The organism is Nocardioides sp. (genome assembly GCF_047607365.1).
In the GTDB taxonomy this organism is placed as follows: domain Bacteria; phylum Actinomycetota; class Actinomycetes; order Propionibacteriales; family Nocardioidaceae; genus Nocardioides.
Genome location: NZ_JASGDD010000065.1, coordinates 1 through 12,546 on the forward strand (window position 1 = coordinate 1; position 12,546 = coordinate 12,546).

Sequence of the window (12,546 nt, forward strand, 5' to 3'; positions counted from 1 at the left end):
CGCCGTGCCGGCGGCCGCGACGGCGTGACCCTGCGCAACGGCGCAGCCCGGCTCGCGGCCGTCACCCTGCTCCTCGGGCTGGTCCTGGGGACGGTGGTGGCGGCCGCGACGCCCGCCTCGGCCCACTCGGGCACGAACGTCTCGCAGAGCCTGCGCTCGGAGATCACCTCCGTGCCGGAGGGACTCGAGGCACAGGTGAACTCCGACGGCTCGACGATCACCGTGCGCGCCGCCGTCGAGGTCGTCGTCTCGGCCTCGCCGGACGCCGCGGCGTTCACCATCCCGGGCGGCTCCGGATGGCACCCGTGGCACGACGATCGCGTCATCTGGGAGGGCGCGACGCTGCCGCAGGCGGTGCTGGACGACCCGCGGCACCGGCACGAGGTCGCGACCTGGGCGATCCCGGTCACGGTCGGCGGGGCCGACGCGCAGATCACCGGCCGGGTGGTCTGGGAGCCTCCCGCGAGCGCCCAGGGGGTGACGCTCTGGCTCCTCGTCGGCCTCGTGGCGCTGGTCGTGGGCCTCGCCGCCTGGGCGGCCTTCCCCAGACGGCCGCACCCGCGGGGCCGCTGACGGCGGTCGTCGGCGCGCCGCGCCGGCAACGGGTCGTCGACGATGTTCGCCGATGGTCGTTGATGGTCGCCGCAAGCGTGCGTACCGTTCAGGTAGCGGCACCGTGCGGCCGCATCGAGCGGGAGGACGAGGCGATGACCCAGGAGCGCGACCGGATCGACCCGGATCCCACCCACCAGGCACGGGAGAGCATCGAGCCCCACCCGGTCGAGCGGAGCACCGTCCCGCCGGAGCCGCCGGTCAACACCCGCGGCGAGCAGGGCCAGTTCGGCTACGGCAAGGGCGACGACAAGCCGTGGTCGCAGCAGGACTACCACCACCCCGCCGCGGGCTGGGGGGCCGCGGTGTCCGTCAGCCAGGTCCTCGTCCGCGAGCGCCAGCCGTTCCGCGGCTCGTTCGCGATGCTCAAGATGAACCAGCCGGCACACAACGGCTTCGACTGCCCCGGCTGCGCGTGGCCCGACGACCAGCACGGGCTGCGCCTCGACCTGTGCGAGAACGGCATCAAGCACGTCACCTGGGAGATGACGCGCAAGCGCACCACCTCCGAGTTCTTCGCCCGGCACACGGTCACCGAGCTGGAGTCGTGGACGGACTTCGCGCTGGAGAACGAGGGCCGGCTCACCGAGCCGATGTCGTACAACCCCGCGACCGATACGTACGAGCCGATCTCCTGGCAGGACGCCTTCGCGCTCGTCGGCGACACGCTTCGCGGCCTCGACAGCCCGCACCAGGCGGCGTTCTACACCTCTGGCCGCCTGAGCAACGAGGCCACCTTCCTCTACCAGCTCTGGGTGCGGGAGTACGGCACGAACAACCTGCCCGACTGCTCCAACATGTGCCACGAGGCGTCCGGGCGCGCGCTGAAGAAGTCGCTCGGCACCGGCAAGGGCACCTGCGACCTGGAGGACTGGGAGAAGGCCGACGCGCTCTTCATCCTCGGGGTCAACGCGGCCTCCAACGCCCCGCGGATGCTCACCGCGCTCGCCGACGCCCACAAGCGAGGCGCCCAGATCGTGCACGTCAACCCGCTCGTCGAGGCCGCCTCGCGCTCGACCATCGTGCCGCACGACTTCGCCGACATGGCGACCTTCACGAAGACCGGCACCTCCACCCTCGACCTCCAGGTGCGCCCGGGCGGGGACCTGGCCTACATCCGCGGCATGGCGAAGGCGCTGCTCGAGGAGGCGACGAGCCGGCCCGAGCTGATCGACGAGGAGTTCATCGCCCGCCACACCCACGACTTCGACGCCTACCGCGCACTCGTCGAGCAGACGCCGTGGCCGGAGCTGGAGCGTCAGTCGGGTCTCACCGAGAAGGAGATCCGCGCGAGCGCGAAGATCTACTGGGAGGCGGGCAGCGCGATCATCAGCTGGTGCCTCGGCGTCACCCAGCACGAGCACGGCGTCGACACCGCGCGCGAGATCGTCAACCTCCTCCTCATGCGCGGCAACCTCGGCCGCGAGGGCGCCGGCCCGTCGCCGGTGCGCGGGCACTCCAACGTCCAGGGCAACCGCACCTGCGGCATCGACCACCGCCCGACCGAGGACTTCCTGTCCCGACTGGACGCCGCCACCGGCATCGTCTCGCCGCGCGAGCACGGTCTCGACACCGTCGGCACGATCAAGGGCATGAACGACGGCGACGTGAAGGTCTTCGTCAGCCTGGGCGGCAACTTCGTGCTCGCCGCGCCGGACACCGTCTACACCACCGCCGGCCTGCGGAACACCGAGCTGACCGTGCAGGTCAGCACCAAGCTCAACCGCAGCCACCTCGTCCACGGCAGGAGGGCGCTGATCCTTCCCTGCCTCGGACGCACCGAGAAGGACGAGCAGAAGGGCGGCCTGCAGGGTCAGACGGTCGAGGACGCGATGAGCATGGTCCACATCTCGCACGGCATGAAGAAGCCGGCGTCGAAGCACCTGCTCTCCGAGCCCGCGATCCTCGCCGGCATGGCACGGGCCACCCTGCCCGACTCCCCGACGCCCTGGGAGTGGTACGTCGAGGACTACTCCCGCATCCGCGACACGATGGCGAAGGCGCTCGCCGGATTCGACTACTTCAACGAGCGGCTGAGGGGCCGCGGCTTCCGGATCGCGCAGCCGGCCCGCGAGCTGGTCTTCCTCACCCCGTCGGAGAGGGCCGAGTTCTCCCTCGCCGCACTGCCCGACGTCGTGCCCGCGAGCCCGGACGAGCTGATCCTGCAGACGATGCGCTCCCACGACCAGTGGAACACGACGATCTACTCCGACAACGACCGCTACCGAGGCGTGAAGAACCTGCGCACGCTGGTCTTCATGAACCGCGAGGACATGGCGCGCCGGGGACTGGCTGAGGGCGATCTCGTGACGCTGAGGTCGACCTCGAAGGACGGCACCACGCGCGAGCTGCGCAACTACCGCGCGATCGGGTACGACATCCCGGCCGGCTCGGCGGCGGGCTACATGCCGGAGATGAACGTGCTCATCGGCTGGGCGGACTACTCCACCCAGAGCGACCAGCCGCTGATGAAGAACATCCGGGTGACGATCGCCCGGAGCTGAACGCGGGGCGCCGCCACCTCGTCGCCGTGCCGCACGCTCGCGCCGTCCGGCGCCAGGTGCTTCCATCGGGGAGGCGTCGCCGGCCGCGGGTGAACAGACGTTTCCGGCACGGCTGACGCGCCTCGGGCGGGAAACGGTCGTTGAATCTGTCGGCCGCGATCCGCCGCGCGGACACGGGTGTCGACTCAGGGCTGCCGAGCTCGGCCGAGATTCTCGATCCAGGCGATCGCCTCGGCCACGGCGTGGACGGTGGGGATGCCTGGAGCGGGGGCCGGACGGCGTACGACGACGACGGCGGCTCCGAGGACGGCGGCGGCCTCCAGCTTCGGCCGCGTGAAGGTGCCACCGGAGTCCTTGGTCACGACGACGTCGCTGCCGTGGCGGCGCATGAGCCGGAGCTCGCCGTCGAGGGTGTAGGGACCGCGGCTGGTGACGAGCTCCCACGGCGGCGGCAGCTCGAGGTCGGGGACGTCCACGACCCGGGCCAGCACGGCGCGGTCGCCGAGTGCCGGGACGAAGCGGGCGAGCTCCTGGCGTCCGACCGTCAGGAACGGCCGGAGGCCCAGCGCGGCCGCCAGGTCCGCGGCCGCCTCGTGCGTGTCGGCGTAGTGCCACGCCGGCTCGGGCTCCCACCCGGGACGCTCCAGCCGCAGCAGCGGCACCTGCTCGACGCCGCACGCGGCGGCCGCGTTGGCGCTCATGCCGAGTGCGAACGGGTGCGTCGCGTCGACGACCACGTCGTAGCCCGGCTCCTCGCTCGCGCCGCGCAGGGCCCGCCGCAGCCCCTCGACGCCGCCGAACCCCCCGATCCGGACCGGCCCGACGGGCAGCCGCGGCTCCGCGACCCGCCCCGCGAGCGAGGACGTCACGTCCACGCCGGCATCGACGAGCAGGGCGGCAAGCCCCCGCGCCTCCGACGTCCCGCCCAGCAGGAGGATCCTCACCCGCTCACCGCCCCCACCCCGCCAAGTGGGGCCTCCCCGCGCGCCGAATGGGGGCTCCCCGCCCGCCGAATGGGGGCTCCGTCCTGGGCGAGGCGCAGCAGGGCGTCGACGTCGAGGTGCTCCTCGACCAGGTCGGCGATCAGGTCGATCCGCCGCTGCCGGGCGGCGGGGAACGAGGCGCGCGAGGTGACCCCGAGAGCCTCGGCGAGGTAGCGCGCCCGGGTCGCGTCGTCCTCCAGCGATCCGTGCACCATCGTCGCCGTCACGGTGGCGCGCGCGGTCTCGCCGGTGACGCGGCCGTGGTGGATCTCGTACCCGGCGGGCTCGTGCAGCACGAGGGTCTTCACCGGGTCGAACGTCGTGGTGTGCTCGAGCAGGCCCAGGCCCTCGACCACCGATCCGGCCGGACCCTCGACACCCTCGGGATCGGAGATCGACCGGCCGAGCATCTGGCAGCCCCCGCAGATGCCGAGCACGGGCTTGCCGCGCCGGGCGTGCTCGGCGATCGCGACGTCGAGGCCTCGCGAGCGCAGCCACGCCAGGTCGCTGATGGTCGCGCGCGTCCCGGGGAGCACCACCAGGTCCGCGTCCCCGAGGTCGCGCGGATCGGAGACGAAGACCACGTCGAGCTCCGGCTCGATCCCGAGCGCGTCCACGTCGGTGAAGTTCGAGATCCGGGGGAGCCGGACGACGGCGACCTTCCGCGCCGCGGACCCGCCCCGGCGGCCCTCCAGGTCCAGCGCGTCCTCGGAGTCCAGCCACAGCGTCGGGTCCCACGGCAGCACCCCGAAGACACGGCGCTCGGTGAGCTCCTCGAGCTGCCGCAGGCCGGGGGCGAGCAGCGACGCGTCACCGCGGAACTTGTTGACCACGAACCCCGCGATCAGCTCCTGGTCCTCCGGCGAGAGCAGTGCCAGCGTGCCGTACATCGCCGCGAACACCCCGCCGCGATCGATGTCGCCGACCACGATCGTCGGCAGCGACGCGTGCTGCGCCAGCCCCATGTTCACGTAGTCGCCCGCGCGCAGGTTGATCTCCGCCGGGCTCCCCGCGCCCTCGGCGACGATGACGTCGAAGCGGGAGGCGAGGTCGTCGTACGCCGCGTGCGCCGCCTCCGCGAGATGCCGGCGCCCGGCCTCCCAGTCCGAGGAGGAGACCTCGCCGGCGGGCTGCCCCAGGAGGACGACGTGACTGCGCCGGTCGCTGCCGGGCTTGAGCAGCACGGGGTTCATCGCGGGCTCGGGCGCGACGCCGGCGGCGAGCGCCTGCACCCACTGCGCCCGCCCGATCTCCGCCGCCACCCCGTCCCGGCCGGCGCAGACCATCGAGTTGTTGGACATGTTCTGCGCCTTGTACGGCGCCACGCTGACGCCCCGGCGGGCGAAGGCGCGACACAGCCCGGTCGTGACGACCGACTTCCCGGCGTCCGAGGTGGTGCCGGCGACCAGGAGGCCGCTCACGGGAGGAGTCCCCGGTTAACCGGTGACTCGGGAACTTCTCGGCCACCACACCGCCCGAGAAGTTCCCCACGTGCCTGACCCGCGTGACCCCTGGGACTCAAGGGACTCGCCTCAGGAGGTAGAGGTCCATCACCCAGCCGGCCTCGGCCTTGGCCTCGGCGCGCATCTCGCGGATCGTCTCGGCGACGTCGCCCGCGCGGCCGCTGACGAGACGCGCCGAGGAGGTGCCGAGGTTGGCGCCCCACCAGACCTGCCAGTCCTCGACTCCGGCCGGGTCGAAGCCGCTGGTGAGCATCACGACCACGTTCTCGGCGCCGGCCGCCACCGCCTCGGGCAGTCGGCGCTCGGTGGTCACGACCACCGGCCGGCCGACGCCGTGCAGGACGACCCGGTGCGCGGCGGCCAGGAGCTGCGGCGCGGCGATCCCCGGCAGCACGTCGAACTCCACGCCGAGCTGCGACACGATCCGGATGGTCGAGTCGTAGAGCGACGGGTCGCCCCAGACGAGGAACCCGGCGGTGCCACCGCGCTCCTCGATCACCGCCCGATAGGCCACGACGCGGGCGTCGTGCCAGGCCCGGACGGTGCCGGGGTAGTCGGCAGGGTCCGCGCGGTCGCGCTCCGGATCGGGCACCGGCACCAGCTCGACGTCGTACGCCTCGCAGATCGCCCGCCGGATCGCGAGCAGGCCGTCGTCCGCGGACTTCGACGCCGCCACGACGTAGTCGCAGCCGCGCAGCGCCTCGGCCACCTCCGGCGTCACGTGCTGCGGCCCCATCCCGATGCCGAGGATCCGGACCCTCATCGCGAGCTCACTCGCGGTCCTCCAGGTCGCCCTCGACCTCGAGGTAGACCTGCTGCATCGCAGCCATGACCTCCGCATCCGGCGACGCCCACAGGCCCCGCTCCGCCGCCTCGTGCAGCCGCTCGACGATGCCGCGCAGCGCCCACGGGTTCGAGCGGCGCAGGAAGGACTGGTTGGTCTCGTCCAACACGTATTCCGTGGCCAGGCGCTCGTACATCCAGTCGTGCACCACGCCCGCGGTCGCGTCGAAGCCGAAGAGGTAGTCGACCGTCGCCGCCAGCTCGAAGGCGCCCTTGTAGCCGTGGCGCTGCATCGCCGCGATCCAGCGCGGGTTCACCACGCGGGCACGGAAGACCCGGGCGGTCTCCTCGGCCAGCGTGCGGGTGTGGATCGCGTCCGGCGAGGTCGAGTCGCCGACGTACGCCTTCGGGTCCGCGCCCGTGAGCGCGCGCACGGTCGCGACCATGCCGCCGTGGTACTGGAAGTAGTCGTCGGAGTCGGCGATGTCGTGCTCGGCGGAGTCGACGTTCTTCGCGGCGACCTTGATCCGGCGGTAGTTGGCCCGCATGTCGTCGGCGGCCGGTACGCCGTCGAGGTCCCGGCCGTAGGCGAAGCCGCCCCACGCGGTGTAGACCTCGGCGAGATCCTCGTCGGAGCGCCAGGTGCCGGACTCGATGACCTGCAGGATGCCGGCGCCGTAGGAGCCCGGCTTCGAGCCGAAGATCCGCGTCGTCGCGCGGCGCTCGTCGCCGTGCGCGGCCAGGTCGGCCCGGTAGCTCGCGCGGACGAAGTTGCGCTCGTCCGGCTCGTCGAGCTCGGCGACCATGCGGATCGCGTCGTCGAGCATCGCCACGACGTGGGGAAAAGCGTCGCGGAAGAACCCCGAGATGCGGACGGTGACGTCGATCCGCGGCCGTCCGAGCTCCTCGAGGTCGACGACGGTCAGGCGGCTCACCCGCCGCGACGCCTCGTCCCACTCCGGGCGTACGCCGAGCAGCGCGAGCACCTCGGCGACGTCGTCGCCCGACGTGCGCATCGCCGAGGTGCCCCACACCGACAGCCCGACGCTCTCGGGATACGTGCCGGTCTCGTCGAGGTACTTCCGGACCAGCGAGTCGGCCATAGCCTGGCCGGTCTCCCACGCCAGCCGGGAGGGCACCGCGCGCGGGTCGACGGTGTAGAAGTTCCGGCCGGTCGGCAGCACGTTGACGAGGCCGCGCAGCGGCGACCCCGAGGGGCCGGCGGGGACGAAGCCGCCGTCCAGCGCGTGCAGGACGGCGTCGAGCTCGTCGGTCGTCCGCGCCAGCCGCGGCACCACCTGGTCGGCGGCGAAGGCCAGCACCCGGCGTACGTCCTCGTCGTCGTGCAGGGCGTCGAGGACCGCGGCGTCCCAGCCGGCCTTCTCCATGGCCTCGACGAGGCCCCGAGCCTGGGCCTCGACGGCGTCGACCTCCACGGCGCCGGCGCCCTCGGTCAGGCCGAGGGCCGACCGGAGGCCGGGCACGGCGTTGCCGACCCCGCCCCACACCTGGCTCGCACGCAGGATCGAGAGCACGAGGTTCACCCGAGCCTCGCCGGTGGGCGCGCTCCCGAGGATGTGCAGGCCGTCGCGGATCTGGGCGTCCTTGATCTCGCAGAGCCAGCCGTCGACGTGGAGCAGGAAGTCGTCGAACTCACCATCGTCAGGGCGGTCGTCCGGGCCTCTGTCCCCGAGCCCGAGGTCGCGGTGCAGCTCGGCGGCGTGCATGAGCTGCCAGATCTCGCCGCGGATCGCCGGCAGCTTGGCCGGGTCCATCGCGGAGATCTTGTCGTACTCCTCGAGCAGCCCCTCCAGCCGGGCGATGTCGCCGTAGGACTCCGCGCGCGCCATCGGCGGGACGAGGTGGTCGACGATCGTCGCGTGCGCGCGGCGCTTGGCCTGCGCGCCCTCGCCGGGGTCGTTGACGAGGAAGGGGTAGATCAGCGGGAGGGAGCCGATCGCCGCGTCGGGGCCGCACGCGGCCGACAGCGCGGCGTTCTTGCCCGGCAGCCACTCCAGCGAGCCGTGCTTGCCGAGGTGGACGACGGCGTCGGCCCCGAAGCCGTGCTCGAGCCAGCGGTAGGCGGCGAGGTAGTGGTGCGTGATCGGCAGGTCGGGGTCGTGGTAGATCGCCACGGGATTCTCCCCGAAGCCCCGCGGCGGCTGGATGAGGAGGACGACGTTGCCGGCGCGGAGGGTCGCGAGCACGAGCTCGCCGGCGTCGTTCACGAAGAGCGACCCGGGGGCCTCGCCCCAGGCCTCGGTCATCGCGTCGAGGAGGTCCGTGGGGAGGTCGGCGGTCCACGCGTCGTACTGGCTCTTCGTGACGCGAACGTGGGCGTCGGTGAGGTGCGCGGAGGTGAGCCACTCCTCGTCCTGCCCGCCGGTGGCGATGAGCGCGTGGATGAGCGCGTCGCCGGCCGCGGTCTCGGCCTCCGGGGTGCCGTCGTGGTCGAGCAGCGCCGCGACCTCGCCGGACCCGACGTCGTACCCCTCGTCCCGCAGCCGGCGCAGGAGGCGGATCGCCGAGACCGGGGTGTCGAGGCCGACGGCGTTGCCGATGCGGGCGTGCTTCGTGGGGTACGCCGACAGCACGAGTGCGATCCGCTTGTCGGCGTTGGGGGTGTGCCGCAGCCGGGCGTGGTTGACGGCCAGCCGTGCCACGCGGGTCGCGCGCTCCGGGTCGGCGACGTAGTGGGGGAGGCCCTGGTGGTCGAGCTCCTTGAACGAGAACGGCCCGGCGCTGATCCGGCCGTCGAACTCCGGGATCGCGATCTGGGTGGCGTAGTCCAGGGGCGTGACGCCGTCGTCGGAGGCCTCCCAGTCGGCCCGGCTGCCGGTCAGGCAGAGCCCCTGGAGCACCGGGATGTCGAGCGCGGCCATCCGCTCCACGTCCCAGCTCTCGTCGTCGCCGCCCGCGCTCGCCGACGCCGGGACGGACCCGCCGGCGGCCAGCACCGTGACGACGAGCGCGTCGAGCGTGCCGAGGGCCGCGTAGAGGTCGTCGGGCGCCGAGCGGAGCGACCCCGCGAAGATCGGCACGCCGACCGCCTCGCCGGTCTCGTCGACGGCGTCGGCCAGCGCGTGCGCGAAGTCGGTGTTCCCGCTCGCCTCGTGCGCGCGGTAGAACAGGATGCCGACCCGCGACCGCCAGGCTCGCGCGTCGCCGGACCCGGGCTCGCGCTCCTCGGCATCCGGGTTCCTGTCCCGCGAGAAGCCCCAGGCCGGGATCGCCACCGGCTCCTCGAACCCCTCGCCGGTCAGTAGCACGGTGTCGGAGAGGAAGGCGTGCAACTGGGTGAGATTGGCCGGGCCGCCCTCCGCGAGATAGCGATGCGCCTGCGCCGCGACGCCGATCGGCACCGTCGACAGCTCCATCAGCTCCGCGCTCGGCTGCTGCTCGCCACCGAGCACGACCAGCGGCGTCCCCGCCTCCCGCACCGCCGCCAGGCCCGGCCACAGGTCGTGCGCCGACCCCAGCAGCCGTACGACGACCAGCGCCGCCCCGCTCGCCAGCCCGGCCAGCTCCTCGTCGCTCGAGCGGCTCGGGTTGGCCCAGGCGTAGTCGGACCCGCTCGCGCGCGCGGAGAGCAGGTCGGTGTCGGACGTGGACAGCAGGGCGATGCGCATGCCGCGCTCCTCCTCCGGGGTTCTCGCCCCGTCGATCGGTCGGATTCACCCGCGGCCAGTGTCTGGCTGTCCCCCTCGCCGGATCGACGGTGCCGGGAGGGGAGATCACAGTGGCGGAACCGCCCCGGACTCGCACCGGGTTCCTGCGCCACGAGCGGAGCCGAGCCTACGCGACACGCCGCCGGCGACGTCGGGCGGTCGGCTGCCGGCGTACGGAATCGCCCCTAGGCTGCGGATCATGACCGACTCCCTCGGCTACCGGCCCGCTCCCGTCCTCGGCCCCGTCGGCACGGTGCGCAGCACCGGCGTCTGCATCGCGCTCACGATCGTCACGCTCGGCTTCTACACGCTCTACTGGTACTTCGTCACCCACGAGGAGATGAAGCGCCACAGCGGCGACGGCCTCGGCGGCGGGATCGCGCTGGTGATTGCGATCTTCGCGGGCTTCGTGTCTCCCTTCCTCGTCTCCAACGAGGTCGGCAACCTCTATGCCCGACGGGGCCAGCAGCCTCCGGTCACCGCGCTCACCGGCCTGTGGGCGCTCCTGCTCGGGTGGGCCTGCTTCATCGGCCTGATCGTGTGGTTCGTCAAGACCAACGGCGCGCTCAACGACTACTGGCGCTCCCTCGGCGCCGCCTGAGCGTCGATCATGCGGTGAGCTGCTTGGCGGCGGACGCCGCGCTGCTCACCTTGTCGGCCACCGTGTCGGCGACATGCTTGCCACGGCTGGGCAGGTCCGCGGCCGCGACCTTCTCCGCCACGGTATCGGCGACGGCCTGGCCGCGCGTCTTGAGGTCGGCGTTGGAGACCTGCTCGGCGACGGCGTGACCGACGGCGCTCAAGGTCTCGCCGATCTGCTCGGCCGCGCTGTGGCTGCGGGCCGAGAGCGTGGAGGCCGCCGTCGTCAGGGTCTCGGCCAGCGTGTCGCCGGCGCCGGCGGCCTCGAGCTGCGCGATCTTGGCTTCGAGCCGTGCGGTCGCTGCCGCGCGCTCGGCACGGCGCACCAGCTCCTGCGCGGTCGCCTTCGCGAGCCACGCCTTGCCCGGCTTGCCGTCGGTGTCGAGCGAGGCGATCACCAGCCCGCCCAGGATGGAGAGGTTCTTGGCGAACTGGAGCTGCTGCGTCCGGCGCCTGTCCGGGTCGCTCTCCTTCCAGAACGCGTGACCGGCGAGGGTCGTCGGCACCAGGGAGGCGGCGAGCACCGCAGCCCCCAGCCGCGGGAACCGGCCGGTGACGAGCGCGACGCCGCCGGCCACCTGGACGCCGGCGTTGATCCGGACCAGGAGTGCCCCGTCCACGCTTGCCGGCACGCCCGCCTGGTGCAGGCGCTCCAGCAGCGGGTCGGTCAGGGGCCTCGCGACCTCGGCCGGGCCGGCGGGATTCTTCAGGGTGCCCACCGATCCGACGAAGAAGATCGAGGACAGCAGGGGGCGGGCGACGCGGCGGCTGATGCTCATATCCTCGACGTACCCATCTCGGCCGCCTGCCACACCTCCCGGCGTGCGACTCGGGGGCGCCTAGGAGATCTGGGCCGCCAGGGCGCGGAGGTAGCCGGCGAAGCCGCCGGGCGTGCGACCCTCGCATCGTCCGGAGGTCTCCACCCAGGCGGTCCCCGCGACCCAGATGGCGCCGGCGGCGACCGCCTGCCGGACGAACGCCACGTCCTCGTGCTCGGGCAGTGGTGGCATCCCGCCGGCGCGCAGGTAGAGGTCCCCGGCCACGCCCAGGCTGGCGCCGTAGACGCGCGGCAGGCCCCGGCGTGCCTGCCGCCGGTGGAGGCGGGTCCACTCCCGGAGCAGCCCGGCGGGCAGCGTCGCCGGGTCCGGACGTACGCGCCCGAGCCACAGCTCCGCACCGGCCGCCGCGGCGACGACCTGCGCGAGCAGCCAGTCCGGGGACACGGCCGAGTCCGCGTCGGTCATCGCGAGCCAGGCACGCGCCGGCTCCTCGACCGCCGCGAGAACGCGGGCGGCGCCGGCCGCACGCGCCCGGCCCACGCACCGGTCGGTCACCGTGACGACGTCGGCGCCCCGGCCGCGCGCTATCGCCACGGTGTCGTCGGAGCACGTGTCCGCCACGACCGTCACCGTCGCCGCGATCCCGCACTCCTCCCGCAGCCGCTCGGCCGCCGTGGCGATCGCGTCCAGGCAGCGGCCGATGTCCGCGGCCTCGTCGTGAGCGGGTACGACGACCCCGACCGCCTCCGGTCCGCTCCTCGGCGCGCTCACCGGTCCGCCGACGGCCACGCGCCGTCCCCGGCGAGCACGAGCACCTCGAAGTCCCGCTCGAGGTGCCGGGCCTGGACGGGGCGCAGCCCGGCCCGCTCGATCCGCTCGTGCACCGCGGGCCCGTCCAGGGGCCAGCCCGCGATCGGGTGACGCCAGTGGCACAGCAGCACGACGCCGTCGGGAGTCAGGGCGTCCCGGGCGTGCTCGACCAGCGCGTCGAGCGCGCGCGGGCTGAGGAAGTAGCCGACCTCGGAGAGCGCGATCAGGTCGAAGCGGCCCTCGGGCCAGGCGTCGGCGACGTCGAGCCGCCGCACCTCCACGCCGGCGGCGCCGGGCACGCCGGC

The 12,546-nt window shown here is 73.3% G+C and carries 10 protein-coding genes and 1 riboswitch; of the genes, 3 read left to right on the forward strand and 7 right to left on the reverse strand.

All coding sequences use genetic code 11. The features are described 5' to 3' along the window. On the forward strand, nucleotides 1-573 hold a 573-nt coding region (locus QM572_RS05525; protein WP_415090892.1), incomplete at its 5' end, for a hypothetical protein. 134 nt (nucleotides 574-707) lie between these two features. Beyond that, nucleotides 708-3,116 (forward strand): FdhF/YdeP family oxidoreductase, encoded by a 2,409-nt coding sequence (locus QM572_RS05530; protein WP_415090894.1) that lies wholly within the window; start codon nucleotides 708-710, stop codon nucleotides 3,114-3,116. A 185-nt stretch (nucleotides 3,117-3,301) separates the two neighbouring features. Here QM572_RS05530 and QM572_RS05535 read toward each other — a convergent pair whose 3' ends face one another. The 4 genes from QM572_RS05535 to cobN all read right to left on the reverse strand — a co-directional run bounded on the left by QM572_RS05535 (nucleotide 3,302) and on the right by cobN (nucleotide 9,974). After that, nucleotides 3,302-4,060, reverse strand: a complete 759-nt coding sequence (locus QM572_RS05535; RefSeq protein ID WP_415090896.1) for a cobalt-precorrin-6A reductase — start codon at nucleotides 4,058-4,060, stop codon at nucleotides 3,302-3,304. Then, the gene (locus tag QM572_RS05540; protein WP_415090898.1) at nucleotides 4,057-5,520 is read right to left on the reverse strand and encodes a cobyric acid synthase; all 1,464 of its coding nucleotides are present in this window, start codon (nucleotides 5,518-5,520) and stop codon (nucleotides 4,057-4,059) included. Before QM572_RS05540 ends, QM572_RS05535 begins: the two co-directional genes overlap by 4 nt. 97 nt (nucleotides 5,521-5,617) lie before the next feature. Continuing rightward, nucleotides 5,618-6,325 (reverse strand): precorrin-6A synthase (deacetylating), encoded by a 708-nt coding sequence (cobF, locus tag QM572_RS05545; protein WP_415090900.1) that lies wholly within the window; start codon nucleotides 6,323-6,325, stop codon nucleotides 5,618-5,620. A 7-nt stretch (nucleotides 6,326-6,332) separates the two neighbouring features. Continuing rightward, nucleotides 6,333-9,974, reverse strand: a complete 3,642-nt coding sequence (gene cobN / locus QM572_RS05550; protein WP_415090902.1) for a cobaltochelatase subunit CobN — start codon at nucleotides 9,972-9,974, stop codon at nucleotides 6,333-6,335. A 35-nt stretch (nucleotides 9,975-10,009) separates the two neighbouring features. Then, a riboswitch (cobalamin riboswitch) is annotated at nucleotides 10,010-10,154 on the reverse strand. A 58-nt stretch (nucleotides 10,155-10,212) separates the two neighbouring features. On the opposite strand from cobN, the gene QM572_RS05555 reads away from it, so the two are divergent. After that, nucleotides 10,213-10,614 carry a DUF4234 domain-containing protein gene (locus QM572_RS05555; protein WP_415090904.1) on the forward strand — a complete coding sequence of 134 codons (402 nt, stop codon included), beginning with the start codon at nucleotides 10,213-10,215 and terminating at the stop codon, nucleotides 10,612-10,614. Nucleotides 10,615-10,621: 7 nt separating this feature from the next. Here the strand turns inward: QM572_RS05555 and QM572_RS05560 are convergent, their stop codons facing one another. The 3 genes from QM572_RS05560 to QM572_RS05570 all read right to left on the reverse strand — a co-directional run. Then, nucleotides 10,622-11,431 (reverse strand): DoxX family protein, encoded by an 810-nt coding sequence (locus QM572_RS05560; RefSeq protein ID WP_415090906.1) that lies wholly within the window; start codon nucleotides 11,429-11,431, stop codon nucleotides 10,622-10,624. Nucleotides 11,432-11,491: 60 nt separating this feature from the next. Beyond that, the gene (locus tag QM572_RS05565; RefSeq protein WP_415090908.1) at nucleotides 11,492-12,202 is read right to left on the reverse strand and encodes a glycosyltransferase family 2 protein; all 711 of its coding nucleotides are present in this window, start codon (nucleotides 12,200-12,202) and stop codon (nucleotides 11,492-11,494) included. Further along, nucleotides 12,199-12,546: hypothetical protein (locus QM572_RS05570; RefSeq protein ID WP_415090910.1), on the reverse strand; the 348-nt coding region annotated here is incomplete at its 5' end. The genes QM572_RS05570 and QM572_RS05565, both read right to left, overlap by 4 nt.

Coding starts and splice junctions, on each gene's coding strand:
- QM572_RS05530 (WP_415090894.1), top strand. CDS start 708: ATGACCCAGGAGCGCGACCGGATCGACCCGGATCCCACCCACCAGGCA.
- cobF (WP_415090900.1), bottom strand. CDS start 6,325: ATGAGGGTCCGGATCCTCGGCATCGGGATGGGGCCGCAGCACGTGACG.
- cobN (WP_415090902.1), bottom strand. CDS start 9,974: ATGCGCATCGCCCTGCTGTCCACGTCCGACACCGACCTGCTCTCCGCG.
- QM572_RS05555 (WP_415090904.1), top strand. CDS start 10,213: ATGACCGACTCCCTCGGCTACCGGCCCGCTCCCGTCCTCGGCCCCGTC.
- QM572_RS05560 (WP_415090906.1), bottom strand. CDS start 11,431: ATGAGCATCAGCCGCCGCGTCGCCCGCCCCCTGCTGTCCTCGATCTTC.